The organism is Thauera sp. ZXT1-4, from assembly GCF_052598215.2.
Window position 1 is genome coordinate 139,418 of sequence record NZ_JBQWSN020000006.1, and the last position, 25,359, is coordinate 164,776.

The following is a 25,359-nucleotide window of genomic DNA, read 5'->3' on the forward strand; positions in this document are numbered from 1 at the left end:
TTCCAGGGCTCAGAGCGTGCGCTCCTCCAGCCAGGCTGCGATGCGCATCGCGACCAGTTCCCAGTCGTGCTCGAGCATCATGCCGTGGCCGACGTTGGGGAAGATCTCCGCCTGACGCGCATAGGTCAGCGCGGTCATGTGCACCTGGTCGGGCGGGATCAGGGCGTCGTGCTCGGCACCCAGGATCAGCATCGGTGGGCGGTGCATGCGCGCCGGCTGCGGCAGGTTGAATAGCGACATGTCCCAGATCGCGCGGTGGGACTCGGGCTGACTGAGACGGTAGTAGCGCTGCAGCTGGTCGGCTGCGACCGGCTGGTGGAACAGTGCTTCGCGCAGGCTCTCGATGTCTACCTCGTTGCCCGCCATGATCCGGTTGAGGTCCGACAGCAGGTTGGGGCGCTTGAACATCAGCCCCACCGCCGAGCTCATCAGGCCCTGAGGCGGCACCGAGGACATCAGCACCACGGCCGGAGCGTCGTGCTGCTCGAGGTACTTCTGTACCACCAGACCTCCCATCGAGTGTCCGACCAGGATTGGCGGGGCGGGCAGGCTGGCTGCAACTTCGGCGACGTCGCGCACGTAGTCGTCGATGGAATAGGTGTCCAGCAGTTCTCGGCTACGGCTCCTGCCGTGTCCGGACAGCGAAACCGCATAGGCAGCCCAGCCTTGACGTGCGAACCAGGGCAGGAAGTGCTCTTCCCAGCACCAGGCCGAGACATAGGCGCCGTGCACGAAGAGCAGGGGATGGTCGTGTGTCGGTCGTTCGGGTGCGTGACACAGCACCTCGAGTTCGCCGAAGCGGGTGTTGTTCATTGGGGATCCTTGTTCCGCGCCTTCACGGCTGCCACACGTGCGGCGTGCAGTGCGTGCGGAATGTCTTTCTTGTCGGGACAGCTTGCGACGATTGTAGCGGCGTCGACGTTGCGTACGGCGCTCAGCGCTGTGCGCCAGTGTGACAAAGGTCGCCAGATGCCGCGATCTTCTCCGCCGCGACCGGCATGATCGCAGGCTGCGGCCTGGAGCATGAGCTCGAAGCGCTCCGGGCGTCGCAGCCCGTCGCAGCGCTCGATCAGCTTCACCATGGTTTCGGGGCGCAGCGCCTCGGCGAGCGCGAGGATGCCGTGTTCGCGCGCCACCATCTCGGCGAGCTCGCGGCATTCGGCGGGCGCCTTCAGGCGGGTGGAGACCTCGCGGGCGCGTCGGGCACTCGCCGCCTCGTGGCCATAGTGGTGGGGGAGAACATGGGCCGGTGTGTCGGCCTTGCCCAGGTCGTGGAGCAGACAGGCCCAGCGCACGGGTAGCGGTTGCTCCCCCCTGGCCGCAGCGTCGACGACGAGCAGCACATGTTCGCCGCTGTCGATCTCGGGGTGGTGCTTCTCGGGCTGGGGCACACCGAAAAGCCGATCGAGTTCGGGCAGGATCGCGGCGAGCGCGCCGCAGTCGCGCAGTACACGGATCATGCGCGAGGGCCGCTCCTCCATCAGCCCGCGGGCGAATTCCTGCCACACGCGCTCGGGGACCAGGTGGTCCACCTCACCGGCGTCGACCATGTGCCGCATCAACGCCATGGTTTCGGGGGCGACATCGAAGGCGGTAAAGCGTGCGGCGAAGCGTGCCACCCGCAGGATTCGCAGCGGGTCTTCGGCGAAGGCGGGGGAGACGTGACGGAACACGCGTGCAGCGAGATCGCGCTGGCCACCGCAGGGGTCGATCAGCGTGCCGTCTTCCGCGCGTGCGATTGCGTTGATGGTAAGGTCGCGGCGGAGCAGGTCGTCCTCCAGCGTGACCTCGGGGGAGGCGTGGCAGACGAAGCCGGTGTATCCATGGCCCGACTTGCGCTCGGTGCGTGCGAGCGCGTATTCCTCATTCGTTCGTGGGTGCAGAAAGACCGGAAAGTCGCGCCCGACCGGGCGGAACCCGCGTGCGATCATTTCCTCGGGGGTGCTGCCGACCACGACCCAGTCGCGATCCTTGACCGGCAGCCCCAGCAGGGCGTCGCGCACCGCCCCGCCAACGACATATGCCTGCATCAGCCGTAAAGATCCTCTTCCGGGATGGACTCGGTCTCGGCGCGCGCAGCTACGGCCCAGTCCTGCATGTGCGGATTGGCCAGCAGGGTGGCGAGGTACTGACCGGCCTCGCCCTCGGGCTTCACGCCATAGGTCTGGAAGCGGAAGGCGACCGGGGCGAAGGCTGCGTCGGCGAGGCTGAAGCGGCCGAACAGATAGGGGCCGTCGTTGCCGAAGCGTGCCCGGCAGTCGGTCCAGATTGCGATGATGCGCGCAATGTCGGCATCCACTTCGGGGCTGTGGCCGAAGCCGGTGTAGTCCTTGCGCACGTTCATCGGCATGCGGCTGCGCAGATTCTGGAAGCCAGCGTGCATCTCCGCGGTCACCGCGCGGGCGATGGCGCGCGCGGCAGCGTCCTCGGGCAACAGCGCAGGATTCTTCTCGGCGAGGTATTCGCCGATGGCGAGGGAGTCCCATACCTTGAAGCCATGGTCGTTCAGGCAGGGCACCTTGCCCGAAGGCGAGTGCGACAGGATGCGTTCGCGGCTGCCGGGGATGAACAGCGGGATGCGGATCTCCTCGAAGTTGAAGCCGCCCTCGCGCGCGGCCAACCATGCGCGCAGGGACCAGGACGAGTAGTTTTTGTTGCCGATGATGAGCTTCATCGCGGGCTCCGGGGCTGGTGTGGGTGGAATTTCAGCGCCGCGCGTGGCGGCGGAACGGGTAGTAGAAGGCGCGCGGCCCGGCATCGCCCAGCCAGCCGGGTGCCACCGCCTCGAGTGGGGTGGCCGCAAGGCCGTAGGGCAAGTGATCGCCGTGGGCGACGTTGTCCACCCGCATCGACCGCACGTTGTCGCGGCTCATCAGCGGCTGGGGGGCGAGTTCCATCAGGCGCGCCTGCATCATCGCGATGTTCTCGGGCAGCGGGATCACCTTGCGGCGCTTGCCGACCGTGAGTTCGGACACGTACTCGACCAGCTGGCGCAGGGTATAGACGGTGGGGCCGGCGAGATCGAAGGTCTTGCCGGTGGCGTCGGGACGGACCAGGCTCTGCCAGACGGCTTCGGCCACATCTTCCACGTAAACCGGTTGGAAGCGGACGCTGGCGCCGGCGAGGGGGATTGCCGGGAACATGCGCACCAGGTCCGCGAACAGGTTGAGGAAGCTGTCCCCGCGACCGAAGACCACCGAGGGGCGCAGGACGGTCCACTCGGTCTCGGGTGTCGAGGTGCGGATGGCGGTTTCGCCCGCAGCCTTGGAGCGCTGGTATTCGGAGGGGCCGCCCGAGTCCGCGCCGAGCGCGCTGATGTGCACCAGGCGCGGCACGCGTGCGGCGCGACAGGCCGCCACGATCTTCTGCGGCAGCTCGACGTGCGCACGCGCGAAGTCCGGGCCGAAGGGCGTGCCGGGGCGCGAGTGCAGCACGCCGACCGTGTTGACCACGGCGTCTGCGCCAGCCACCAGTGCGGAAAGGGTTGTGGGGTCGTGCACGTCGGCTTCGACCACCTCGGCGTTGGGCAGCAGCAGCACATGACCGGCACGGCTGCGGCGGCGGGTAGGAAGGATGACCTTTACGCCTGCTTCGCACAGGCGGTTGGCAATGGCGCTACCGATAAAGCCGGAGCCGCCGATGAGGACGACGCGTTTCGGATTCATGGTTCGACTCGGAGGGTTTCTCGTTATTGATGCGGCGATGCCGCAGGGCTGGAGCTTACTCGCTGGCGGGCGCGGGCGCGATGGTCCCCAGGCGCGCCGTGAGCGATTGTGGCCGTTTTTCCATCATTGCGGCATAGATCACCGCGTTTGCGAGCACTTTCTTGACATAATCGCGGGTTTCGTCGAATGGGATGGTCTCGGCGTAGATCGCGCCCTCGAGCGGGCCGCTGTCGCGCCAACGCCGCGCGCGCCCCGGCCCTGCGTTGTACCCCGCGCTCGCCAGCACCGGGTGGCTATCCAATCCTTCCAGAATCAGACGCATGTAGCTGGTGCCGAGCAGGACGTTGGTGTGGGGATCGTTGAGCATGCGTGGATGGTAGCCGTTCAGGCCGATCTTGCCCGCGACCCACTTACCCGTGGCCGGCATGACCTGCATCAGCCCCTGGGCGCCCGCACTGGAGCGTGCGGGGACGACGAAGCGGCTCTCCTGGCGCATCAGCCCATATACCCACGCCAGATCCAGCCCCTGTGCGCGCACCTGCGGCTCTACAACCTCACGGTAGGGGGTCAGGAAGCGCAGCTCGAAGTGGCTGCGCGGATTGGCGAGTTCGGCGGTGTTGATGGCGCGATCGTAGAGCTCGTTGCGCAAGGCCAGGTGCGCGGCAGCCAGGCGGAAGAACTCGTCGCGGTCGCGCACGGCCCAGATCCACTCGCGTACGGCCTCGGTGCGCAGATCGAGGCGGTAGAGGGCCAGCGCCCGCTGCAACCCCGGGTCGCGCTCTGCGGCCTCCAGCGCGGCGCGCGGCAACGGCGGGCTGGCCGGTGGCGGCAGGAAGGCTTGGCCGAGCGCCTCGCTGGCAAGCATGCCGTAGAAGTCGGGTTCTCCGGCGATGCGCTGGAAGAGCGCCTCAGCGGCCTCGCGCTCGCCGCGCGCGGCATGGGCCCGGCCCAGCCAGTAGATCCATTCGGGGCGCTCGCGCTCCTGCGCGGGGAGGGCCTCGATGCTTGCGCGTACGCGGCGCCAGTCCTGCACGCGCAATGCGGCGCGCACGCGCCAGGCGCGCTGCTCGGGCGTTGTGGTGACGTCACCGGCAGCGGTGAAGAAGTCGACCGCCTCGGGTAGCCGGCTTTGCGCGGCATGCAGGCCCATCACCACGTGGATGTAGTTCCTCTCCTCCGCGCTGAGGCGGTCCTGGATGCGCAGCAGGCGTGTCTGCGCTGCGCTTACATCCTCGCGGGCCAGACGCACCAGCGCGGCGAGTGCCACTTCGCGGCCGGCGCGCGTGACCGCGAAGTTGGGCGGCAGGCGATCCAGCCAGGGGGCGGGCGAGCGCACAGCCTGGTCGAGGGCAGCGTGGGCAGGCGCCCGTCCGGTGGGAAGCAGGGCGAGGCTGGCGAAGGCGGCCTCGGGGGTGCGCGAGTCGATCTGGCGGCGGATGCGCCACCACACGCCGTCCTCATCCACCGCGCCGCTGCTGGTGGCGCTGCGCAGTGCGGGGGCGCAGGCGTCGTGGGCCGTGAGGCGTTCATGCCACTGCTGCGCGACCTCGCCGGGCACGCTGGTGTCGCCGCTCATCAGCCGTGCCGTCCATGCGCTGCAGTGCAACGCGTCGTCGGCGTTCACCAGCCCGTCGTAGCGCTGCAGGAAGCCCTGCCAGTCGCCCTCCTTGGCCAGCCGTTTCAGCCAGTCTGCCCGCAGTCTGTCCGCAAGCACCGTGCCGGCCTCGCGCGCGAGGAATGCCTCCAGTTCGGCCTGCGGCGGAAGTTCCGGCCGGGCAAGCAGGTGCACCAGGTGCCAGTAACGCGGATAGGCGTCGAGCACGTGCGGATCGCGCACCGCGGCCAACTGCGAGAGTTGCTCGCGGTCGCCCTTGCGCAGGGCCTCGCGAGCGGCGACGATACGTTCGTCCCCTGCGGGCGCCACCGCCTGCGCGTGCGCGCTGGTGGCATGGATCAGGCCTGCGGTCAGCAGGCTTGTGAAGAAGCGGGTGGTGAAAGACGTCTTTTTCATGTTCTTCCGGGGCGGCTGCATTTCCCCGATGAATCCTGCAGTACGAATCTTCTGGTTTGCGGCATGACCCACGAGCACCCCCCCATCCCCGACGGGCAGGGCGACGCCCACGAGGCGGCACTGCGCAAGCGCCTGCGTGAACGCGCGCTCACGCACCGGCAGGCGATGCCTGCAGAGCGCCGGGCGCAGCTTACCCTGCGTATCGCCCGGCACCTTGACGAACTCGTCGCACGCCTGCAGCCCGATACCCTAGGTTTCTGCTGGCCCTATCGCGCTGAGCCGGATCTGCGTGACTGGGTGCAGGGCTGGCTGGCAGCGCGGCCGGGGCGGGTCGCGTCGCTTCCGGTGGTGTTGGAGCGCCATGCGCCCATGACGTTCCGTGCATGGACGCCCGGCGTGCCGATGCCGCTCGATCGTCACGGTATTCCGCACCCCGCCGATGGTGTCGAGGTGCAGCCGGAACTGGTGCTGGTCCCGCTCAACGCCTTTGACGATCACGGCTACCGGATCGGCTATGGCGGGGGGTATTTCGACCGCACGCTCGCGGTGATGCGCACGGTGGCGGTCGGAGTGGGTTTCGAGGCCGGGCGTGTGCCGGACACCTTTCCGCAGCCGCACGACCGCCCCATGCAGTGGCTGGTGACGGAGGCGGGTGCGTTCGAGGCACGCCCCCGGAATCAGCTGGCCGACAGGAACATGCGGTAGGCTGGGTTCTCGCTTTCCGGCGCAAAGTCGTAACCCAGGCGCTGCAGGAAGTCGTCGAAGGCGGCCTTGTCCTGCGGCGGTACCTGCATGCCGACCAGCACGCGACCGAAGTCGGAGCCATGGTTACGATAGTGAAACAGGGAGATGTTCCAGTCCGAGCGAAGGGTGGACAGGAAATTCATCAGCGCGCCGGGGCGCTCCGGGAACACGAAGCGGTACACCACCTCGTTTTCCGCCTGGGGCGCTCGCCCGCCCACCATGTAGCGCACGTGGCTCTTGGCGAGTTCGTCGTCGGTGAGGTCGATCGCGGGCAGTTCATGACGCGCGAGCATTTCGACCAGGCGTGCGACCTCGTTGCGGTTGTGCACGGTGACGCCGACGAAGATGTGCGCCTGCTGCGTGTCGGCGTAGCGGTAGTTGAATTCGGTGATGTTGCGGTTGCCGAGCACGCTGATGAACTTCCTGAACGAGCCGGGCTTCTCCGGAATGGTCACCGCAAGCACGGCTTCACGTTGTTCACCAAGCTCGGCGCGCTCGGCGACGAAGCGCAGGCGGTCGAAGTTCATGTTCGCGCCCGAGGCGACCGCGACCAGACTCTTGTCGCGCAACTTGTGCTGGCGGGCGTACTCCTTCGCTCCGGCGATGGCAAGTGCGCCCGAGGGCTCGAGGATGGCGCGCGTGTCCTCGAACACGTCCTTGATCGCGGCGCAGATCGCGTCGTTGTCGACCAGGATGACCTCGTCCACGTACTGCTGGCACAGGCGGAAGGTTTCGTTGCCCACCCGGCGCACGGCCGTGCCGTCGGCGAAGATCCCGACCTGATCGAGTTCCACCGGTTGGCCGGCGGCAAGCGAGACTGCCATCGCGTTCGCGTCTACGGTTTCGACCCCGATGATCCGGGTTTCCGGGCGCAGGCGCTTGATGTAGGCCGCCACCCCCGCGATCAGCCCGCCGCCGCCGATTGCACAGAAGACCGCATGGATCGGCTGGGAGTGCGCGCGCAGGATCTCCATGCCGATGGTGCCTTGGCCTGCGATCACGTCGGGGTCGTCGAACGGATGGACGAAAGTGAGCCGCTCGGACTTCTCGAGTTCCTTCGCGTGTGCGTAGGCGTCGGAATAGGATTCACCGGCCAGAACGACCTCGCCGCCGCGTGCCCGGACGGCGTCCACCTTGATCTGTGGTGTCGTGCTGGGCATCACGATCACGGCGCGTACACCGAGCCGGGCGGCAGAGAGTGCCACGCCTTGCGCGTGGTTGCCGGCCGAAGCGCAGATCACGCCACGTTTCAGCGCCTGCGGCGAGAGGTTCGCCATCTTGTTGTAGGCGCCGCGGATCTTGAAGCTGAATACCGGCTGCATGTCCTCACGCTTGAGGAAAATGCGGTTGTGCGCGCGCGCGGACAGATTGCTCGCGAGTTCAAGCGGCGTTTCGACGGCGACGTCGTACACCCGTGCGTTGAGGATGCGTTCGAGGTAATCGTTGGGGGTGTTCATGGCGGTGCCGGTGCGCTGCTGCAAAGCGGCCGAGCGTAACAGTCGCGTGCCGCCGGCGGCAAGTGCATGCTGGGCAAGCGTTCGGGGCAGGGGTATGCCCAAGCGTTTGCGCGTATGGACGCGCGAGGAGTTGGCGACTAACGGTGAAGACGACCGTGAAGGCGAGCCGGACCGTTGGCCTGTGCCACGCAGCCGCTCATGGATATCCGCCCCCGGCGCTCCGGATGTCGTCCTCACTCGCTCGGAGCGCGCGCGACTGGCGCTCGATGAACTCCTGCGTGGAGTCGATGCCGCGCAGGCGCAGGATGGTGGAGCGAACCGCAGCTTCGAGCAGCACGGCGAGGTTGCGCCCGGCGGCCACCGGGAGCACGACGCGGGCGATCTTCACGCCGAGAATGTCCTGGGTCTCCTGCTGTAGCGGAAGACGGCTCGGATCTCCAGGACCGGGCTGGCGGCGGTCGAGGTGGCAAATCAGGCGCAGGCGCATCTTGCGGCGGCAGGCGGTCTCGCCGAAGATCGTGCGGATGTCGAGCAGCCCCAGGCCACGTACCTCGATGAAATCCTGCAGCATCTCGGGGCTTCGCCCCTCGAGTACAGTGGGCGCGATGCGCGAGAATTCGACCACGTCGTCCGCGACGAGGCCGTGGCCGCGCGAGATGAGCTCCAGGCCGAGCTCGGATTTGCCGGCCCCGGAGTCGCCGGTGATCAGTACGCCGAGCCCCAGCACATCCATGAACACGCCATGGAGCGAGACCTTCTCGGCGAGCTCGCGCGAGAGATAGAGGCGGAGCTGGTCGATCACGCCTGCCGAAGGGTGGCGCGCGGTGAACAGCGCTACGTCGTGGGCCTCGCAGATGCCGTGCAGGATGTTGGGCACCTCGCAGCCGTCGGCGACGATGATGGCTGGCGGGTGCGCCGACAGGATCTCGTTGAGATGGTGAGCGACCTTCTCGTTGGAGTGGCGTTGCGCCCAGGCCAGTTCGGCGCTGCCGAGCACCTGCAGTCGGGTGGGGTGGATCAGATTGAGGTGGCCGACCAGATCGGCCGGCCAGATGCGCTCTTCGCCCACGCTGAGGCGGGCCTCGAGCGGCCCGCTGACGTGGATCAGGCTGAGGCTGTCGCGATGGGTCTCATACAGCCGGGTCAGGCTGGTCTGCCGCATGGGCGCCCCAGTTCATGAACATCTGGTGGATGTGTGCCGCATCCGGCGCATTCAGCAGTGCTTCGCGGAATGCGCGATCGCTGAACATCTGCGCAAGCTCGGAGAGCAACTGCAGATGTGTCTCGTTGGCCTGTTCGGGCACGAGCAGTACGAACAGCATGCTGACCGGGCGACCGTCCGGCGCATCGAACTGGACTGGCGTGGCCAGGCGCAGGAAGGCGCCCGCTGCATCCTTGAGACCCTTGATGCGGCCGTGCGGGATCGCGATGCCCTGCCCGAGGCCGGTGGAGCCCAGGCGTTCGCGGGTGAACAGGCTGTCGAAAACGGTGCTGCGACCGATGCCCTGGTTGTTCTCGAAAAGCAGGCCGGCCTGCTCGAAGACGCGCTTCTTGCTGCTGGCGTCGAGGTCGACCACCACATTGGGAAGTGGCAGGAGTTGGGATATCAGGCTCATTCGCAGGTGTGCAAACACGACGCCCCGGTCTTCCAGGTCGCCGGGGCGACTGTCGTTCCGGGGCGGGCGCCGCAGGCGTGGTCAAAACGCGCGCATTATAACCACAACCGCGCCCCGGTCATGGGGCTGTAACGAAAGGCTCAGTCCTCGGGGGTCTGGTGCTTCAGCGACTCGTGGTTGTGCTCGGCCATCTTCTGCTTGTATTTCTGCACCTGGCGGTCGAGCTTGTCGGTCATCGAGTCGATGGCGGCGTACAGGTCGGCATCGTCGCTTTCAACGAAGATGTCCTTGCCGCGCACGTGCAGGGTCACTTCGGCCTTCTGCTTGAGCTTCTCGACGGAGAGGATTACCGCAACGCTGGTGACGTTGTCGAAGTGGCGGATGACGCGATCGAGCTTGGAGGTGACGTAGTCGCGGATGGCCGGGGTAACTTCGACATGATGCCCGGTGATGTTGAGATTCATGGTGACTCCTGTGGTTGTCAGATGGATTTGCGCATGCTGACCGGCGGGATATTGAGGGATTCGCGATACTTGGCGATGGTGCGCCGTGCGACCACGATACCCTGCTGGCCTAGAATCTCGGCAATCTTGGCGTCGGACAGCGGTTTCTTGCTGTCTTCGGCTTCCACCAACTGGCGAATCAGCGCGCGAATCGCCGTGGAAGAGGCCGCCCCACCGGTGTCGGTGGCGACATGACTGCCGAAGAAATACTTGAGCTCGAATACGCCGCGCGGTGTCGCCATGTACTTTTGCGTGGTCACGCGCGAAATGGTCGACTCGTGCAGTTCAAGCTGGTCGGCGATCTCCCGCAGCGTGAGCGGGCGCATGGCCACAGGGCCATGATCGAAGAACTGCCGCTGCTGGTCAACGATGGCCTGGGAAACGCGGAGGATGGTGTCGAAGCGTTGCTGCACGTTGCGGATCAGCCAGCGTGCCTCCTGCAGCTGGCCGCCCAGTCCGCCGCCCTGGGCGCGGTTCTGCTGCAGCAGGCTGGCGTACAGGCGGTTGATGCGCAGGCGCGGCATGGCGTCCTGGTTGAGACTGACCGACCAGCGCCCGCGCACCTTGCGTACGACCACGTCGGGCAGCACATAGCGCGTCTCGCTGGTGGAATAGCGCGAGCCGGGGTGCGGGTCGAGGCTGCAGATCAGTGCGTGCGCTGCGCGCAGCGCTTCGTCGTCCGAGCCGGTGAGCTTCTTCAGTTTGGCGAAGTTGCGTTCGGCGAGCAGTTCCAGGTGCTTGGTGGCGACCTCGAGGGCGAGTGCTCGCGTCGCGCACTCGGGCAGTGTGCGCAACTGCAGCGCAAGACACTCCTGCGGCGAGCGCGCGCCGATGCCCGCTGGTTCGAGGTTTTGCACGTGGTGCAGGGCAATGCTCAGGTCTTCGAGTTCGATGCCCGATTCGGGCGGCAGCAGTTCGAGCAGTTCCTCGAGCGGCTGATGCAGATAGCCGTCATCGTCCAGCGCCTCGACGATGAATCGCACCAGTGCGCGGTCGTGATCCGACAGCGGCGACAGGGCGATCTGCTGATCGAGGTGGTCGCGCAGCGCGATGCCGGCGGCCTGAAACTCTTGATAATCGACGTCCTCATCGTCCTCGCTGCGGCTGGAGGCCCCGGTGCCCACGCTGGACCAGTCGATGCCTTCATCCTCGCTGCTGCCCTCTCCGCCTTCATGCTGCAGGGCCTCGCTGCCGGACTCGGCGGGGCCTTCGCCCTGCGGCGCTTCCTGGTGGGATTGTTCGCTGGGCGTGCTTGCGGCGGCGGGCAGGAACTCGCCTTCGCCCTCCTCGCGCTCGAGCATCGGGTTGTCCAGCAGGAAGCGCTCGATCTCCTGATTCAGCTCGATCGTCGATAGCTGCAGCAGCTTGATCGACTGCTGCAGTTGCGGCGTCAGTGTGAGGTGCTGCGAGAGCTTGAGCTGGAGACTGGGCTTCATGGCGTGAGGAGGGGCGCGCAGTCAGAGCCGGAAGTGCTCGCCAAGGTAGACCTGGCGCACCTGCTCGTTCTCGATGATCTCGGTCGGTGCGCCACTGGCGAGCACACGGCCTTCGCTGATGATGTAGGCGCGATCGCAGATACCGAGCGTCTCGCGTACGTTGTGGTCGGTGATCAGCACGCCGATGCCGCGCTCCTTCAGGAAGCGGATGATCTTCTGGATGTCGATGACCGCGATCGGGTCCACGCCGGCGAAGGGTTCGTCGAGCAGGATCAGGCGCGGATCGGTGGCCAGCGCACGGGCGATCTCGCAGCGGCGGCGCTCGCCGCCCGACAGCGAGATCGCGGTGCTGTCGCGCAGGTGGTGGATGCCGAGTTCGATCAGCAGCTCTTCGAGCCGCTCGCTGACATTGCGCTTGTCCAGCCCCTGCAACTCGAGCACCGCCTGGATGTTCTCGGCCACGGTGAGTTTGCGGAAGACGCTCATCTCCTGCGGCAGGTAGGAAAGGCCCAGGCGTGCGCGGGCGTGGATCGGCAGATGGGTCAGATCCTTCCCGTCCAGGGTGATCTGCCCGCCGTCTGCGCGCACGAGGCCGACGATCATGTAGAAGCAGGTGGTCTTGCCTGCGCCGTTGGGTCCGAGCAGGCCGACCACCTCGCCCGAGCCGACCTCGAAGCCAACGTCGTGCACCACGGTGCGCGCCTTGTAGCGCTTTTGCAGTCCTGCGACCTTAAGCAGACTCATCGTGGGGCTCTTTCAGCAGCTTGCGGATCAGTTCGGGTGCAAAGCCCCGGGTTTGCAGGAAGCGCGCCTGGCGGGCCCATTCACGGGTCTCGCTGGGCGGCGTGGAAAATCGGCCGCGCAGCACGCTGCGAGCACGGTCGAGCTCCGATTCTACGCACTCGGTCGCGAGCGCAGCGTCGATCAGATCACGGTCGATTCCGCGCAGTGTGAGCTCCCTGCGCAGCCGTGTCTCGCCGAAGCGGGCCGACTTGCCGCGCACGAAGGCTTCGGCATAGCGGCTGTCGGACTGCAGGCCGAGTTCGCCCATGCGCGCGATCACGGCCTGGATCTCGTCGTGCTCGCCATGCGAGGCGAGCTTGCGCGCCAACTCGGCACGCGAGTGGTCGCGGCGGGCGAGGTGGCGAAGCGCGCGCTCGCGCAGGCTCGGCTCGCCCATGTGCGCGGCTCCGCTCAGGCCTCGGCAGGGGCGGAAGCCGGGCTGGCAGGCGCCATCTCGGGCAGGCCGACCGCGGCGCGGACCTTGTTCTCGATCTCGCGTGCGAGCGCGGGATTGTTGCGCAGGAACTCGCGCGAGTTGTCTTTGCCCTGGCCGATCTTGTCGCCGTTGTATGCGTACCAGGCGCCGGACTTGTCGACGATCTTGCGCTCCACGCCGAGGTCGATGATCTCGCCCTCGCGTGAGATGCCCTCGCCGTAGAGGATGTCGAAGTGCGCTTCCTTGAATGGTGGCGAGACCTTGTTCTTGACCACCTTGACGCGGGTCTCGGACCCGACCACTTCGTCGCCCTTCTTGATCGTACCGGTGCGGCGGATGTCCATGCGCACCGAGGCATAGAACTTGAGCGCGTTGCCGCCGGTGGTCGTCTCCGGGCTGCCGAACATCACACCGATCTTCATGCGGATCTGGTTGATGAAGATGACCAGGGTATTGGTGCGCTTGATGTTTGCGGTGAGTTTGCGCAGCGCTTGCGACATCAGGCGGGCCTGCAGGCCGGGGAGTTGGTCGCCCATCTCGCCTTCGATCTCGGCCTTGGGCGTGAGCGCGGCGACCGAGTCGACCACCACGATGTCCACGCCGCCCGAGCGCACCAGCATGTCGGCGATTTCCAGCGCCTGCTCGCCGGTGTCGGGCTGCGAGATCAGCAGATCTTCGATGTTGACGCCGAGCTTCTCGGCGTAGCCGACGTCGAGCGCGTGCTCGGCGTCGATGAAGGCTGCGGTGCCCCCGAGCTTCTGCATCTCGGCGATGACCTGCAGCGTGAGCGTGGTTTTGCCGGAAGATTCGGGGCCGTAGATTTCGACCACCCGACCGCGCGGCAGGCCGCCGAGGCCGAGTGCGATGTCGAGCCCGAGGGACCCGGTGGAGACGGTCTGGATATCGCGCTCGACGTTGCCGTCGCCCATGCGCATGATCGAGCCCTTGCCGAACTGCTTCTCGATCTGCGAGAGCGCTGCGGCGAGAGCCTTGGCCTTGTTGTCGTCCATTGGAGTGCGTCCTGTCTGGTTGAGCGAATTATGGCACAAAGATTGCAGGCCTGCGGTCTGCCGTGCCGCCGCCATCAGTGTAAGGCCTGTATGGGAGTACAGTAAATACGTGAAGCCCTGGACGGCTGCAAGCAGTTGGAGGCAGGCCGTGATTCAATCGGCGGGCGAGGCGAGCTCAACGATACCCTGCAGGGCGCGCAGAACGGTTTGCCGACGCACGGCGTAGCGGTCGCCCGCGAAACGCAGGGTGAGCGCGCGCGCCGGCACGTTGCGCGTGGCCCACGCCAGGCACACCAGGCCGACGGGCTTGTCGGGGGTGCCGCCGCTCGGTCCGGCGATGCCGGAGACCGCCACCGCGATGTCTGCCAGACTGCGTTCGAGTGCGCCGGCCACCATCTCGAGTGCCGTGGTCTCGCTTACGGCGCCGTGTGCGGTGAGGGTGGCTGGGGACACGCCCAGCATGTCGATCTTGGCAGCGTTGGAATAAGTCACGAAGCCGCGGTCGAACCAGGCGGAGCTGCCGCTGATGGCCGTGACGGCTTCGGCGATCCAGCCCCCAGTGCAGGACTCGGCCGTGGCCATGCACCACCCGCGCCCCGCAAGTGCCGCACCGGCTGCACACGCCAGCGTATCAAGCTCGCTGTCGTTCATGGGCTCAGGCGCCGAAGAGGGCGACCAGCGCGGCCACCGCGAGCAGTGTGTACCCTGCGGCGAAGAGGTCGTCGAGCATGACCCCGAAGCCGCCTTTGAAGCTGTGGTCCGCCCAGCGCACCGGCGGCGGCTTGAGAATGTCGAAGGCGCGGAACAGTCCGACGGCCACCGCCTGCCATGCGAGGGTGCCAGGGACGAACATCAGCACCAGCCAGGTGGCCACCATCTCATCCCACACGATGCCGCCATGGTCCGGTACGCCCAGGGCCTTGCCGGTGCGCTCGGCTGCGAGCACGCCTGCGACGAAGAAGCTCGCGAGCAGCGCGAGGAAGACGAACTCGGACACCGGTGTGCGGAGGAGCGGGTAGAGAAGCCAGGCGAGCAGTGTGCCGGCCGTCCCCGGGGCCCAGGGCGACAGGCCGGAGCCGAAGCCCAGGGAGATGAAGTGGGCTGGGTGGCTCATCATCAGGCGGAGGGTGGGGCGCATCGGGGCGGATTCTCTCGGGTCGGGTGTGGGCAGCAGGGTCAGCGGAAGTGATCGTAGCCGCTGCGCGTCAGGTGCACCAGCGTGCCATTGTGTTCGCGCAGCTTCAGGGTTCCGGCTTCGGGATTCAGCGTGCCGATGCGGTGCAGCGGCAAGTGCAGCGCCTGTGACAGCGCCTCGACCTGGCCGCGTCGTTCGGGCGGGGCGCTGAAGAGCAACTCGTAATCGTCCCCGCCGGCGAGCAGGCAGCGGTGCCAGGTCGCCTCGGGGGTCGCGGTGGCGCGCAGCGCCGCGGTGGGAAGCGCCCCGGCTTCGAGGATGGCGCCGACTTGCGAGCCGTCCAGGATGTGGCCAAGGTCGCCGAGCAGCCCGTCTGAAACATCCAGCATTGCGGAGGCGATCCCCCGCAGCGCTTTTCCGAGCCCCACGCGCGGCTGCGGACGCTGCAGCGCCTGCAGGCAGCGTGTGCGTGCGGCCCCGGCCAGGGTCGCTTCGCCCCGCAGGGCGGCCAGCCCGAGTGCGGCCAGGCCGGGCTGGCCAGACACCCAGAGTTCGTCGCCAGCTTGCGCGCCGGTGCGGGTGATGGCTGATCCGGGCGGGACCTCGCCGGCGATGGTAACCGACAGCGTGAGCGGCCCGCGGGTGGTGTCGCCACCGGCGAGGTCAACGCCGAAGCGCTCCGCACACGCGAAGAAGCCCTCGGCGAAGGCCGCGATCCAGTCTTCGTCCGGCGCCGGCAGCGCGAGCGCGAGGAACGCCCAGCGCGGCTCTGCGCCCATGGCGGCGAGGTCGGACACATTGACCGCCAGGGCCTTCCAGCCCAGGTCGCAGGCGTCGGTGTCGGCGAAGAAGTGCGTGCCGGCGACCAGCATGTCGGTCGAGACGGCGAGCTGCATGCCTGCGCGGGGCTGCAGCAGGGCGGCGTCGTCGCCGACGGCGAGCACGGTGTGGCGGGGCGTGCGGGTGAAGTGGCGTCGGATCAGGTCGAATTCGGAAGGCATCGTGATGCGGGCCGGCGTGCGCGCGGAACGCAGGGGGGCGGGGCGGACGCCTACTTTAACGCAGTCGCTGTATGTGCGAAGCCCCCGGCGCATCGGTATGCGGCGGAGGCTTCGGGGTGGGTGCCCGGCGGCTACGACCGCGGGGCGGATGCGTGGATTCAGCGTCGACCGGTGAGCTTCGCCTTCAGCGCGTCCCAGTCGACTGCGTCCAGAGTGTTCTTGGCCAGCAGGCCGAGGTCGGTGTCGCCCTCCATGCGCAGGCGGCGGCTGAAGAACAGGGTGTCCGGGTCTTCCTCGCGTAGCGCCAGCGCCATGAAGTCGCGGGTGGTCGCGGAGATGATCAGCGCCGGCTTGTTGCCGGGCGTGGGCGTGACGCGGCGGAAACCTCTCTCGTCCAGCGTGAAATCGAGCGTGAGGCCGGCGTCGAGCACCCGCATCTGCAGGTGGTGTCCGGTGAGCGGCGCCAGCGTCTCGCGCGGCAGAATGCGACCGAGCGCGAGGTTCAGGGCCAGCGTCAGCACGTGGGTGGGCGGTTGCTGGGGCAGGCGCGACACCAGCTTCGCGAGCGTGGCGGGCACCTTGAAGTCCGGGACGCGGAAGTTCTCCAGGCGCTCACCGATGCGCTGGCGGAGGCTGCCGGGCAGGAGCTCGGCGGGCAGGGGCGGGCGGGGAAGCGAGGGCAGGGCGGGCATGTTCGGGCTCCGTTGCAGGGCTAGGCAGGCTGAGTCAGGCGGCGACGTATTGTTCCACCCCGGCGCGGCCATGCCAGAACCCGTTGCAGGGCTCCTCGACCATCCATTCGCGGCTTGCGGCGAGTGCGTCGGCGGGTGCGCGCTTACCGTCGACCACAGCGCGAAAGATTTCGACAATGCTGCGCGTGTTCGCGCCCTGCGGGCTGATGCGCAGCACTTCGGCGTTCTGCCCCACTGCGGGCAGGTCGCCGAGCAGGTTGTGCACCCGCGCCGATTGCGTCTGCACGCCGTTCAGGGTCAGGAAGGATTCGCCTTCGCGTGTGCGCAGGGTGATGCCGTCCATGATCGACAGGCAGCGGAACTCGCAGGTGTCCTTCTGCAGGTTGAAGTGGCGTGCGGTGAAGCAGCGCGCCGAGTGCGCCAGCGGCAGGCGGCCATAGGCGAAGACTTCGGTCTCGACCGGCGCAGCGAGCGCTGCGCGCACTTCGGCGAGGGCTGCGCCTGACATTTCGGGGGCGACCGCCCAGCGTGTGGCGCCGGAGTCGATCATCAGTTGCAGCGTGCCGGGGTTGAAGATGTTCAGCGTGGGGCCGGCGATCCAGTTTCGCACGCCGGCTTCGACGAGCAGGCGCACCGCGCCCATGTCGTTGGCTTCGACGCGGAAGCCGGGGTCGCCTTCGGCGCTCTGGCGCACGATGCGGCGCAGCACCTTGAGGTCGGACTCGGACTCGATCAGACCCTGGGTGCTCATCACCACTTCCTTGCCAGCAGCGGAAAGCACCTTGCCGACTTCAATCCAGTCCTCCAGGCGCAGTTCATGGCGGCGCGAGCACACGGTCTCGCCGAGATAGACGCTGTCGACCGGCGCTTCGGCCATGTCGGCGTAGAAATCGAGCACGCTCTGGTGCGGCCAGTAGTAGAGCAGGGGGCCGAGGGCGAGTTTCATGAGGGGTGTTCTCGTTGGGGTAGGGGCGGGGCTCACTTCCACGGGCGGTAGTAGGCGCCCAGGGTGTGGCTCTGGCCTTCGGAGACCTTGTTGAGTTCGGCCATCCAGGCGGGCAGAACGCTGAAGTTCTCCGCGCCTCCGGTCTTGAGCTTGTCGAGCGCGGCGCGCCATACCTTGGTCACCTGGGCGACATAGGCAGGGCTGCGCTGGCGGCCCTCGATCTTGATCGCGCGGATGCCGATGCGGGCAAGTTCGGGCAACAGCTCGAGGGTGTTCAGGCTCGTCGGCTCTTCAAGTGCGTAGTAGGTCTCGTCATTGACCTCGAAGCGGCCCTTGCACAGCGTCGGGTAGCCTGCGCGCTCACCTTCGGCGAAGCGGTCGATCAGGATGCCGTTGAGGCGCGTTTCCATCCCGCGCGGGGTGTCTTCCCAGCGCACGTGCTTGCCCGGCGAGCAGGCGCCATTGCAGTTCGGGGACTCGCCCGTGGCATAGGCCGATAGCGCGCAGCGGCCCTCGACCATCACGCACAGTCCGCCGAAACCGAAGATCTCGATCTCGACCGGGGTGTTGGCGACCACGCTCTCGACCTGGGCCATCGACAGCACGCGCGGCAGCACTGCGCGCTGGATGCCGAAGCGCTCGTGGTAGTAATTGATCGCCTCGTAGCTGGTGGCCGAGCCTTGTACCGACAGGTGCAGGCGCACGTGCGGGTGGGTCTTGGCCGCATAGGCCATCAGCCCGGGGTCGGCGAGAATCAGTGCGTCGAGTCCGAACTCGGCTGCGCGGTCCACTGCCTGGGTCCAGCTCGACCAGTTGCTGGTTTGCGGGTAGGTGTTGAGGGCCAGCAGCACCTTCTTGCCACGAGCGTGGGCGTATGCGATGCCCTCGCGCATCTGCGGCGGATCGAAGTTGAGGCCGGTGAAGTTGCGCGCGTTGGTGGCATCCTTGAAGCCGAGGTACACGCAGTCGGCACCGTGGTCGACGGCGGTCTTGAGGGCCGGCAGACTGCCTGCGGGGCAGACGAGCTCGATCGGGGAAGACGCGGTCATGGCAGGCGGATTTCCAAGGGAAAAAACGCCGCAACCATATACGAGGCCGGCCGCTCGCGCGTTGATTACCGTCAAACGCGGGGCGGCCGGCTGGATTTGTTGCCCGTCTCGGGGGGCGCCGTTCAGCGCGGGGTGTGGTAGGTCCCCGCTGCCGCGTGGCGCCCGCCCATGTGCGGGCGATGGTGTTGCTTCGGCCCGAGCAGGCCGCCTGCCAGCATGCCGAGCGCGCTCGCGGCCAGACCGTACAACTGAGGTTCGATGTCGCCTTCGGGAACGAACAGTTCGAACAGGATCCAGGTCGAAAGACCGAGGATGACTGCCAGCGCCGCGCCGAGGTTGTTGGCGCGCTTCCAGAACAGCCCGGCCGCCAGCGGTACGAAGGCGCCGGCCAGGGTCACGCGGTAGGCGTTCTCGACCATCTCGTGGATCGATGATTCGGTGCTCGTCGCGTACCAGGTGACGAGTGCGGTGAACACGATCACGGTGATGCGCGTGCTGAGCAGGAAGGCGCGGTCGCTCATGCCGGGGATGAAGCCGCGCAGTACGTTCTCCGAGAAGGTCACCGAGGGTGCGAGCAGGGTGCCGGACGCGGTGCTCATGATCACCGAGAGCAGCGCGCCGAAGAAGATCACCTGCGCGTAGAAGGGCATGTACTGCAGGATCAGCGTCGGCAGGATGAGCTGCGAGTCCTGCTCCATCAGGCGCTCGACCATGGCCGGGTCGATGATGTTGGCGGTGTAGGCGAGGAACAGCGGCACGGCGGCGAAGAAGAAGTAGCTCGCCCCGCCGAGCGTGGTGCCCCACACCGCGACGGCTTCGTTCTTGGAGGAGTTCACGCGCTGGAACACGTCCTGCTGCGGAATCGAGCCCAGCGCCATGGTGGCGAAGGCGGCGATCCACGCAATCATGTCGACCATGTCGAGGGAGGGCAGGAAGTCGAACTTGCCCTCGGCTGCGGCCTTGGAAAGCACGTTGTCAAAGCCGCCTGCCATGTCGCCCGCCATCCAGGTGACCCAGACGAGGCCGATGACGATCACGATCATCTGCACGAAGGTGGTCATCGCGACCGACCACATGCCGCCGAACAGGGTGTAGACCAGCACCACGCCGGCGCCGATCAGCATGCCCTGGTTCATGCTCACCAGGTCGCTCGACAGCACGTTGAACACGAGGCCGAGGGCTGTGATCTGCGCCGCCACCCAGCCGAGATAGGACAGCACGATGCAGATCGAGAGCACCAGTTCGGTCGTGCGGTTGTAACGCATGCGGAAGAAATCGCCCAGCGTGAGCAGGTTCATGCGGTACAGCGGGCGGGCGAAGACGAGGCCGAACAGCACCAGGCACACCGAGGCACCGAGCGGGTCGGAGATCAGGCCACGGAAGCCTTCCTCCAGAAAGGTCGCCGAGATGCCGAGCACCGTCTCGGCGCCGAACCAGGTGGCGAACACCATCGCGAGCACGACGAACATCGGCAGGTTGCGGCCTGCGGTGATGTAGTCACGAGCGTTGTGCACCCGGGTGGCGGCATACAGGCCGATGGCGATGGAAACGACGAGATAAGCGACGACAAGCCAGAGCAGCATGATTAGGCCCTTCGTGATGGCGCATCCGCGCGCGATGAGCAGGGTGGCAAGCGAAAAGAGGGCGGAGTGTAGCAACAGAATGCTGCTGCGGGGGCGGCGAATTCCCCTCCAAGGGCTTGATCGGCCGTGAATTATTGCGTCGACGCAACGCGCGACCGGGGTCGTCGCGCAGGCCACATCAGGTGTGCGGGGTGCCGCTCACGAGCGCGGCTGCCGCGAGACGGGCAATCCAGATCGCGCAGCGTCCGTCCACATCGAGGTCGGGGCGGTATTCGACAATCTCCAGCATGCGGAAGCCGGCGCAATTGCGCAGTGTGTGCAGCGCCGCCTCCAGCGCTAGCGGCTCGAGGCCGTTGGGCTCGGGGCAGGTCACTGCCGGGAAGTGTTGCGGGTCGAGCGCATCCAGGTCCAGGCTCAGGCCGAACCCCGCACGCCGGTCGGCGCGCACGATGCCGAGCGCCTCCGTGAAGCAGGTCTGAAACCCGCGTGCGTGGATCTCGTTCGCCGCGAAAACGCGCACGCCAAGGCGTTCAAGCAGGCTGTGTTCCTCCGCTTCCCAGGCCCGCGCGCCGAAGATGCAGGTGCGGGCGGGGTCGAGGGTGGGGCCCTCGATCCCGGCCAGTGCGGCCGGGCCTGCACCCAGCAGTGCTGCGAGCGGCATGCCGTGGATGTTGCCGGAGTGCGTCGTGGTCTCGGTGTGGCTGTCGAGGTGGGCGTCCACCCACAGCAGGCCCGGCGCCAGGCCGGCCTGCCGTCCGAGTCCGCGCCAGCTGCCGGCCGCAATCGCATGGTCGCCACCGAGGACGAATGTGCGCGCCGTTGCGGGTGCCGCTGCGAGTGCATCGGCAAGGCGGGCTGCGAAGCGCGCGTTGGTGGCGAGGCGTGCGCTCATCGTGGTGCCTTCGCCAGCGTTTTCGCTCGGGGACATTTCGGGGGCGAGCACGAGGGCAGTTTCCAGGGCGAGGCCGAGTTCGGCGCATCGGCGCACCAGGCCGGATCGCAGCAGCGCGGCAGGTGCGTCTGCGCTGCCCGGGTGCGGCGCGCCCAGGGCCGAAGCTGCGCCGATGAGCCGGACCGGTGGGGGTGCGCTCGGCTGGGCTGTGTGCATGCGGTCAGCCGAAGAGGCGGTGGAGCTCCAGGCCGAGCAGGGCCATCGCGGCTGCGCCCACGAGCAGCAGCAGGCGGCCATGCATGCGCTGGTTCGCTGCGAGTTCTTCGAGTCGCTGCTGTTGTGCAGTCTGATGACGCTGTGACTCGGTCAGCGCCTGATGCACGAGGCGGGGCAGCTGCGGCAGCGTACCGGCCCAGGCCGGGGCTTCCTCCTTCATGCCGCGCACCAGGGCGCGCACACCCATGCGCTCGTCCATCCAGCGCTCGAGGAAGGGCTTGGCAGTCTTCCACAGGTCGAGCTCGGGATCGAGCTGACGGCCGAGACCCTCGATGTTGAGCAGGGTCTTCTGCAGCAGCACGAGCTGCGGCTGTACTTCCATCTCGAAGCGGCGCGCGGTCTGGAACAGGCGTAGCAGGGTCTTGCCGAAGGAAATGTCCTTCAAGGGCTTGTCGAAGATCGGCTCGCATACGGTGCGAATCGCCGCTTCGAATTCGTCTACCCGTGTCTTGGCCGGCACCCAGCCAGCCTCGATGTGGGCGAGCGCCACGCGACGGTAGTCGCGCTTGAAGAAGGCGAGGAAGTTCTGCGCGAGGTAGTTCTTGTCCTCCTCGTTCAGCGTTCCCATGATGCCGAAGTCGAGCGCGATGTAGCGCCCGTCCTGATGCACGAAGATGTTGCCCGGGTGCATGTCGGCGTGGAAGAAGCCGTCGCGGAACACCTGGGTGAAAAAGATCTCCACGCCTGCGCGCGACAGAGCCTTCAGGTCGGTGCCCTGGGCGAGCAGTGCTGGCGTCTGCGAGATCGGCACGCCGCGCATGCGCTCCATCACCATGACCTTGCGGCCGCACCAGTCCCAATAGACCTCGGGCACGATCAGCAGCGACGAATCGGTGAAGTTGCGCCGCAGCTGCGAGCAGTTGGCCGCCTCGCGCATCAGGTCGAGTTCGTCGTGCAGGTACTTGCTGAATTCGGCGACCACCTCGCGCGGCTTCAGGCGCCGGCCTTCGGGCCAGATACGCTCCAGCAGCACGGCGGCAACCTCGAGCAGCGCGAGGTCGTGCTCGATGACGCGTTCGATGCCGGGGCGAAGCACCTTGACCGCGACGTCGGTGCCGTCCGGAAGGCGGGCGAAATGCACCTGCGCCACCGAGGCCGAGGCGACCGGGGTGCGTTCGAAGTCGTCGAACACCTCGTCGATCGGCTTGCCGTAGAAGCCTTCGAGGACTTCCAGCGCCTGCTCGGTGGGAAAGGGGGGTACGCGGTCCTGCAACAGGGCAAGTTCGTCGGCGAGGTCGGGGGGCAGCAGGTCGCGCCGGGTCGACAGCATCTGGCCGAATTTCACGAAGATGGGCCCGAGCGACTCCAGCGCCTGGCGCAGACGCGCGCCGCGCGATTCGGTGAATGTCCGCCAGAAGAAGACCTTGTGCCACACGTGTGCCAGCCGGCCGCTGCTGTCGGCGTCGAGCACCATGCGGTCGAGGCCAAAGCGAAGGCTGACGGAAACAATCTTGACGAGACGGAAGATGCGCACGGTGGAAAGCCGGACAGATGCAAACCGCGGACTTTAGCCCGAAAGTGGCGTGGATGGAACGCGCGCCCAAGTGCTCGCCCGACCGTACCGCCCCCCGCTCCTGCGGGGTTGGCACCCTCCGGGGGCGCGTGCTGTGCGTCTGGCCTGCAAAGCGCGCTCACATCCTCGCCGGGGCGGGGCTTTCCGTTCCGCTATAATCCGCCGTTTCGAATTCAATCCGAGTGCCATGAGCGCCGACCCCAAAGTCCTTCTGACCGATCTGCTGAAAACCGCGCTGAAGAGCGTAGCGCCCGATCAGGTCGATACCCCGATCCTGCTGGAGCGCCCGAAACAGGCCAGCCACGGTGATTTCGCCACCAACCTCGCGCTGCAGCTGGCCAAGCCGCTCAAGCGCAATCCGCGCGAACTCGCCAACCTGTTGCTGGCAGAGTTGCCGTCCTCGACGCTGGTCGAGAAGGCCGAGGTTGCCGGTGCGGGCTTCATCAACTTCACCCTGGCAGCCGATGCCAAGACCGCGATCGTGCGCGAGGTGCTGGGCAAGGGTGTGGATTTCGGCCGCGGCGCTGCCAAGGGCGTCAAGGTGCAGGTCGAGTTCGTCTCCGCCAACCCGACCGGACCGCTGCACGTCGGCCATGGCCGTGGTGCGGCCTACGGTGCCTCGCTGTCGGACGTGCTGGCGTTTGCCGGCTACGACGTCACGCGTGAGTATTACGTCAATGACGCCGGCCGCCAGATGGACATCCTGGCGCTGTCGACCTGGCTGCGTTATCTCGCCTTCTTCGGTGTCGAGATTCCTTTCCCGCCCAACGCCTATCAGGGCGATTACGTGATCGACATGGGGCGCGACATGCGCGACGCCCATCAGGACCGCTTTGCGAAGGTAACGGTCGAGCAGGTGCTCGCGGGCACGCCTGGCCTGCCGCCGATCGAGCGCAAGGACGATGAGGCCAAGCAGCAACGCGAGGAGCACCTCGACGCGCTGATCGCCAACGCCAAGAAACTGCTCGGCGAGGACTACCCCTGGGTGCACGGCTTCGCACTCAACGAGCAACTGGGAGACGGTCGCGAGGACCTGCAGGAGTTCGGCGTGCGCTTCGACAAGTGGTTCTCGGAGCAGAGCCTGTTCGACACCGGCCTGGTCGAGCGCGCGGTCGCCCAACTTGAGAAGCAGGGCCACATCTACCTGCAGGACGGCGCCAAGTGGTTCCGCTCCACCGCCTTCGGCGACGAGAAGGACCGCGTCGTGCAGCGCGAGAACGGCTTGTACACCTATTTCGCCTCCGACATCGCCTACCACCTCAACAAGTACGAGCGCGGCTTCGACCGCATCATCGACATCTGGGGCGCCGACCACCACGGCTACATCCCGCGCGTGAAGGGCGCTATCGCCGCGCTCGGCCTGCCGCCGGAAAAGCTCGAGGTGGCGCTGGTGCAGTTCGCGGTGCTGTACCGCAACGGTCAGAAGACCTCGATGTCCACGCGCTCGGGCGAGTTCGTCACCCTGCGTGAACTGCGCAAGGAAGTCGGCAATGATGCGTGCCGCTTCTTTTACGTGCTGCGCAAGTCCGACCAGCACCTGGACTTCGACCTCGACCTCGCCAAGAGCCAGAGCAACGAGAACCCGGTGTACTACGTGCAGTACGCTCACGCCCGGGTGTGCTCGGTGCTCAGCCAGTGGGGCGGGGAGACTGTCGAACTGGCCGAGGCCGATCTCGGCCTGTTGCAGAACGAGCGCGAGCTCGCCCTGTGCGCGCGCCTGGCGAGCTTCACCGAACTGGTGCAGAACGCCGCTGCCGACTACGCGCCGCATCAGGTCGCCTTCTATCTCAAGGATCTAGCTGGCGACTTCCACAGCTGGTACAACGCCGAGCGCATGCTGGTCGAGGACGAGGCACTCAAGCTCGCCCGCCTTGCGCTCGCCGCCGCGGTACGCCAGGTGCTGGTCACCGGACTGAAGATGCTGGGCGTATCCGCGCCCGAGTCGATGTAAGCCACGGAGAGTGCTCGTGAGTCGTGATCGAAAGCCCGTCCGCAAGCCCGCGCGCCCGCCCGCCCGAAGCGCGGGGGGTACGCTCATCGGCATCTTCATCGGGCTGGTGCTCGGAGCGATGATCGCTGCGGGGGCTGCGTGGTATTTCACCCGTTCGAACCCCTTTCAGCCGGCACCTACCGTGCCGCGTGTGGAGGCGCCATCGCAGGGCGGGCCTGCCGCGCTGCCCGGAAAGCCGGGAGACCGGCCGGTCGCGAAGCAGGACTTCGATTTCTATCGCATTCTTCCGCAGGGCGACAATGTGCCCGCACCCGGGCAGGTCGCAGTGCAGCCCGTGCCCGTGGTCGAGGCCGTGCCGCAGCCCGTGCAGCCGTCGCCTGTGCGGCTCTATCTCCAGGTTGGCGCCTTCGAAAATCCGAGCGAAGCCGACAACCTCAAGGCCCGCCTTGCGCTGTCGGGCATCGAGGCCAGCGCGCAGCGTGCCCAGCTTTCCGATGGGCGGGTCGTGCATCGCGTGCGCGTGGGACCGTTTGCCACTCCCGAAGACATGAACCCGATGCGGGCCCGCCTGGCCGAGGCCGGATTCAACGCTTCGGTCAGCCGCAACCCCTGAGCGTGGAGGCCGCGCGGTGCGGAACAACCGGCCGTCCGCCGCGTCAG

Annotated in this window: 25 protein-coding genes; 3 read left to right on the top strand and 22 right to left on the bottom strand. The window is 67.1% G+C overall.

What is annotated here, in order from left to right; genetic code table 11:
* Window positions 1-9: 9 nt before the first annotated feature.
* Genes ACUH78_RS07255 through ACUH78_RS07275 form a run of 5 tightly spaced genes read right to left on the bottom strand, consistent with a single transcriptional unit; the run spans window position 10 to window position 5,676 of the window.
* Complete coding sequence (locus ACUH78_RS07255) at window positions 10-813, bottom strand: alpha/beta hydrolase (protein ID WP_418363815.1); 804 nt, start codon at window positions 811-813, stop codon at window positions 10-12.
* Window positions 810-2,030, bottom strand: coding sequence for a multifunctional CCA addition/repair protein (locus ACUH78_RS07260; protein WP_445333049.1), 1,221 nt, complete (start codon window positions 2,028-2,030; stop codon window positions 810-812). Before ACUH78_RS07260 ends, ACUH78_RS07255 begins: the two co-directional genes overlap by 4 nt.
* Complete coding sequence (locus tag ACUH78_RS07265) at window positions 2,030-2,674, bottom strand: glutathione S-transferase family protein (protein ID WP_445333048.1); 645 nt, start codon at window positions 2,672-2,674, stop codon at window positions 2,030-2,032. The genes ACUH78_RS07260 and ACUH78_RS07265 overlap by 1 nt, the downstream gene beginning before the upstream one ends.
* Window positions 2,675-2,705: 31 nt before the next feature.
* Entirely contained in the window at window positions 2,706-3,665 is a 960-nt protein-coding gene (locus tag ACUH78_RS07270) for a complex I NDUFA9 subunit family protein (RefSeq protein ID WP_445333047.1), read from the bottom strand.
* A gap of 55 nt (window positions 3,666-3,720) precedes the next feature.
* Window positions 3,721-5,676 (bottom strand): lytic transglycosylase domain-containing protein, encoded by a 1,956-nt coding sequence (locus tag ACUH78_RS07275; RefSeq protein WP_445333046.1) that lies wholly within the window; start codon window positions 5,674-5,676, stop codon window positions 3,721-3,723.
* A 63-nt stretch (window positions 5,677-5,739) separates the two neighbouring features.
* On the opposite strand from ACUH78_RS07275, the gene ACUH78_RS07280 reads away from it, so the two are divergent.
* Window positions 5,740-6,381, top strand: coding sequence for a 5-formyltetrahydrofolate cyclo-ligase (locus ACUH78_RS07280; RefSeq protein ID WP_445333045.1), 642 nt, complete (start codon window positions 5,740-5,742; stop codon window positions 6,379-6,381).
* Here ACUH78_RS07280 and ilvA read toward each other — a convergent pair.
* The 17 genes from ilvA to ubiB form a co-directional block, all read right to left on the bottom strand.
* Window positions 6,354-7,877 carry a threonine ammonia-lyase, biosynthetic gene (ilvA, locus tag ACUH78_RS07285; protein ID WP_445333044.1) on the bottom strand — a complete coding sequence of 508 codons (1,524 nt, stop codon included), beginning with the start codon at window positions 7,875-7,877 and terminating at the stop codon, window positions 6,354-6,356. The two genes, ACUH78_RS07280 and ilvA, sit on opposite strands and share 28 nt — an antisense overlap.
* A gap of 196 nt (window positions 7,878-8,073) precedes the next feature.
* Complete coding sequence (gene hprK / locus ACUH78_RS07290; protein ID WP_418363808.1) at window positions 8,074-9,039, bottom strand: HPr(Ser) kinase/phosphatase; 966 nt, start codon at window positions 9,037-9,039, stop codon at window positions 8,074-8,076.
* The gene (ptsN, locus tag ACUH78_RS07295; RefSeq protein WP_418363807.1) at window positions 9,008-9,493 is read right to left on the bottom strand and encodes a PTS IIA-like nitrogen regulatory protein PtsN; all 486 of its coding nucleotides are present in this window, start codon (window positions 9,491-9,493) and stop codon (window positions 9,008-9,010) included. The genes hprK and ptsN overlap by 32 nt, the downstream gene beginning before the upstream one ends.
* A gap of 140 nt (window positions 9,494-9,633) precedes the next feature.
* Window positions 9,634-9,957: a ribosome hibernation-promoting factor, HPF/YfiA family gene (gene hpf / locus ACUH78_RS07300; RefSeq protein ID WP_418363806.1), complete on the bottom strand. Its 324-nt coding sequence runs from the start codon at window positions 9,955-9,957 to the stop codon at window positions 9,634-9,636.
* Between the two features lie 17 nt (window positions 9,958-9,974).
* Window positions 9,975-11,432 (bottom strand): RNA polymerase factor sigma-54, encoded by a 1,458-nt coding sequence (locus tag ACUH78_RS07305; RefSeq protein WP_445333043.1) that lies wholly within the window; start codon window positions 11,430-11,432, stop codon window positions 9,975-9,977.
* Between the two features lie 21 nt (window positions 11,433-11,453).
* Complete coding sequence (lptB, locus tag ACUH78_RS07310; RefSeq protein ID WP_435750010.1) at window positions 11,454-12,176, bottom strand: LPS export ABC transporter ATP-binding protein; 723 nt, start codon at window positions 12,174-12,176, stop codon at window positions 11,454-11,456.
* Entirely contained in the window at window positions 12,163-12,612 is a 450-nt protein-coding gene (locus tag ACUH78_RS07315) for a regulatory protein RecX (RefSeq protein ID WP_445333042.1), read from the bottom strand. Before ACUH78_RS07315 ends, lptB begins: the two co-directional genes overlap by 14 nt.
* Window positions 12,613-12,626: 14 nt before the next feature.
* Window positions 12,627-13,661, bottom strand: a complete 1,035-nt coding sequence (recA, locus tag ACUH78_RS07320; protein ID WP_418363802.1) for a recombinase RecA — start codon at window positions 13,659-13,661, stop codon at window positions 12,627-12,629.
* A gap of 153 nt (window positions 13,662-13,814) precedes the next feature.
* The gene (locus ACUH78_RS07325; protein WP_445333041.1) at window positions 13,815-14,312 is read right to left on the bottom strand and encodes a CinA family protein; all 498 of its coding nucleotides are present in this window, start codon (window positions 14,310-14,312) and stop codon (window positions 13,815-13,817) included.
* Between the two features lie 4 nt (window positions 14,313-14,316).
* Window positions 14,317-14,799 (bottom strand): phosphatidylglycerophosphatase A family protein, encoded by a 483-nt coding sequence (locus ACUH78_RS07330; RefSeq protein ID WP_435750013.1) that lies wholly within the window; start codon window positions 14,797-14,799, stop codon window positions 14,317-14,319.
* Window positions 14,800-14,837: 38 nt separating this feature from the next.
* On the bottom strand, window positions 14,838-15,797 hold the full coding sequence (thiL, locus tag ACUH78_RS07335; RefSeq protein ID WP_445333040.1) for a thiamine-phosphate kinase: 960 nt from the start codon (window positions 15,795-15,797) through the stop codon (window positions 14,838-14,840).
* Window positions 15,798-15,955: 158 nt separating this feature from the next.
* Window positions 15,956-16,489 carry a ubiquinone anaerobic biosynthesis accessory factor UbiT gene (gene ubiT / locus ACUH78_RS07340; protein WP_445333039.1) on the bottom strand — a complete coding sequence of 178 codons (534 nt, stop codon included), beginning with the start codon at window positions 16,487-16,489 and terminating at the stop codon, window positions 15,956-15,958.
* A gap of 34 nt (window positions 16,490-16,523) precedes the next feature.
* Window positions 16,524-17,435, bottom strand: coding sequence for a U32 family peptidase (locus ACUH78_RS07345; protein WP_435750016.1), 912 nt, complete (start codon window positions 17,433-17,435; stop codon window positions 16,524-16,526).
* Between the two features lie 32 nt (window positions 17,436-17,467).
* Window positions 17,468-18,484, bottom strand: a complete 1,017-nt coding sequence (ubiU, locus tag ACUH78_RS07350) for a ubiquinone anaerobic biosynthesis protein UbiU (protein WP_418363796.1) — start codon at window positions 18,482-18,484, stop codon at window positions 17,468-17,470.
* A gap of 122 nt (window positions 18,485-18,606) precedes the next feature.
* Window positions 18,607-20,067, bottom strand: coding sequence for a high affinity choline transporter 1 (locus ACUH78_RS07355; RefSeq protein ID WP_435750017.1), 1,461 nt, complete (start codon window positions 20,065-20,067; stop codon window positions 18,607-18,609).
* A 178-nt stretch (window positions 20,068-20,245) separates the two neighbouring features.
* Complete coding sequence (locus ACUH78_RS07360; RefSeq protein WP_435750018.1) at window positions 20,246-21,175, bottom strand: arginase family protein; 930 nt, start codon at window positions 21,173-21,175, stop codon at window positions 20,246-20,248.
* Window positions 21,176-21,179: 4 nt separating this feature from the next.
* Window positions 21,180-22,709, bottom strand: a complete 1,530-nt coding sequence (ubiB, locus tag ACUH78_RS07365; RefSeq protein WP_435750019.1) for a ubiquinone biosynthesis regulatory protein kinase UbiB — start codon at window positions 22,707-22,709, stop codon at window positions 21,180-21,182.
* Between the two features lie 226 nt (window positions 22,710-22,935).
* Between ubiB and argS the strand changes: the two genes are divergently transcribed.
* Entirely contained in the window at window positions 22,936-24,699 is a 1,764-nt protein-coding gene (gene argS, locus ACUH78_RS07370; protein ID WP_445333038.1) for an arginine--tRNA ligase, read from the top strand.
* A 16-nt stretch (window positions 24,700-24,715) separates the two neighbouring features.
* A complete protein-coding gene (locus tag ACUH78_RS07375; protein WP_418365462.1) occupies window positions 24,716-25,312 on the top strand; it encodes an SPOR domain-containing protein in 597 nt (198 codons plus the stop codon).
* Window positions 25,313-25,359: the final 47 nt, after the last annotated feature.

Bases quoted from the DNA above. Each gene is read 5' to 3' on its own strand.
- ACUH78_RS07255 (WP_418363815.1), bottom strand. From the start codon at position 813: ATGAACAACACCCGCTTCGGCGAACTCGAGGTGCTGTGTCACGCACCC.
- ACUH78_RS07260 (WP_445333049.1), bottom strand. From the start codon at position 2,030: ATGCAGGCATATGTCGTTGGCGGGGCGGTGCGCGACGCCCTGCTGGGG.
- ACUH78_RS07265 (WP_445333048.1), bottom strand. From the start codon at position 2,674: ATGAAGCTCATCATCGGCAACAAAAACTACTCGTCCTGGTCCCTGCGC.
- ACUH78_RS07270 (WP_445333047.1), bottom strand. From the start codon at position 3,665: ATGAATCCGAAACGCGTCGTCCTCATCGGCGGCTCCGGCTTTATCGGT.
- ACUH78_RS07275 (WP_445333046.1), bottom strand. From the start codon at position 5,676: ATGAAAAAGACGTCTTTCACCACCCGCTTCTTCACAAGCCTGCTGACC.
- ACUH78_RS07280 (WP_445333045.1), top strand. From the start codon at position 5,740: ATGACCCACGAGCACCCCCCCATCCCCGACGGGCAGGGCGACGCCCAC.
- ilvA (WP_445333044.1), bottom strand. From the start codon at position 7,877: ATGAACACCCCCAACGATTACCTCGAACGCATCCTCAACGCACGGGTG.
- hprK (WP_418363808.1), bottom strand. From the start codon at position 9,039: ATGCGGCAGACCAGCCTGACCCGGCTGTATGAGACCCATCGCGACAGC.
- ptsN (WP_418363807.1), bottom strand. From the start codon at position 9,493: ATGAGCCTGATATCCCAACTCCTGCCACTTCCCAATGTGGTGGTCGAC.
- hpf (WP_418363806.1), bottom strand. From the start codon at position 9,957: ATGAATCTCAACATCACCGGGCATCATGTCGAAGTTACCCCGGCCATC.
- ACUH78_RS07305 (WP_445333043.1), bottom strand. From the start codon at position 11,432: ATGAAGCCCAGTCTCCAGCTCAAGCTCTCGCAGCACCTCACACTGACG.
- lptB (WP_435750010.1), bottom strand. From the start codon at position 12,176: ATGAGTCTGCTTAAGGTCGCAGGACTGCAAAAGCGCTACAAGGCGCGC.
- ACUH78_RS07315 (WP_445333042.1), bottom strand. From the start codon at position 12,612: ATGGGCGAGCCGAGCCTGCGCGAGCGCGCGCTTCGCCACCTCGCCCGC.
- recA (WP_418363802.1), bottom strand. From the start codon at position 13,661: ATGGACGACAACAAGGCCAAGGCTCTCGCCGCAGCGCTCTCGCAGATC.
- ACUH78_RS07325 (WP_445333041.1), bottom strand. From the start codon at position 14,312: ATGAACGACAGCGAGCTTGATACGCTGGCGTGTGCAGCCGGTGCGGCA.
- ACUH78_RS07330 (WP_435750013.1), bottom strand. From the start codon at position 14,799: ATGCGCCCCACCCTCCGCCTGATGATGAGCCACCCAGCCCACTTCATC.
- thiL (WP_445333040.1), bottom strand. From the start codon at position 15,797: ATGCCTTCCGAATTCGACCTGATCCGACGCCACTTCACCCGCACGCCC.
- ubiT (WP_445333039.1), bottom strand. From the start codon at position 16,489: ATGCCCGCCCTGCCCTCGCTTCCCCGCCCGCCCCTGCCCGCCGAGCTC.
- ACUH78_RS07345 (WP_435750016.1), bottom strand. From the start codon at position 17,435: ATGAAACTCGCCCTCGGCCCCCTGCTCTACTACTGGCCGCACCAGAGC.
- ubiU (WP_418363796.1), bottom strand. From the start codon at position 18,484: ATGACCGCGTCTTCCCCGATCGAGCTCGTCTGCCCCGCAGGCAGTCTG.
- ACUH78_RS07355 (WP_435750017.1), bottom strand. From the start codon at position 20,067: ATGCTGCTCTGGCTTGTCGTCGCTTATCTCGTCGTTTCCATCGCCATC.
- ACUH78_RS07360 (WP_435750018.1), bottom strand. From the start codon at position 21,175: ATGCACACAGCCCAGCCGAGCGCACCCCCACCGGTCCGGCTCATCGGC.
- argS (WP_445333038.1), top strand. From the start codon at position 22,936: ATGAGCGCCGACCCCAAAGTCCTTCTGACCGATCTGCTGAAAACCGCG.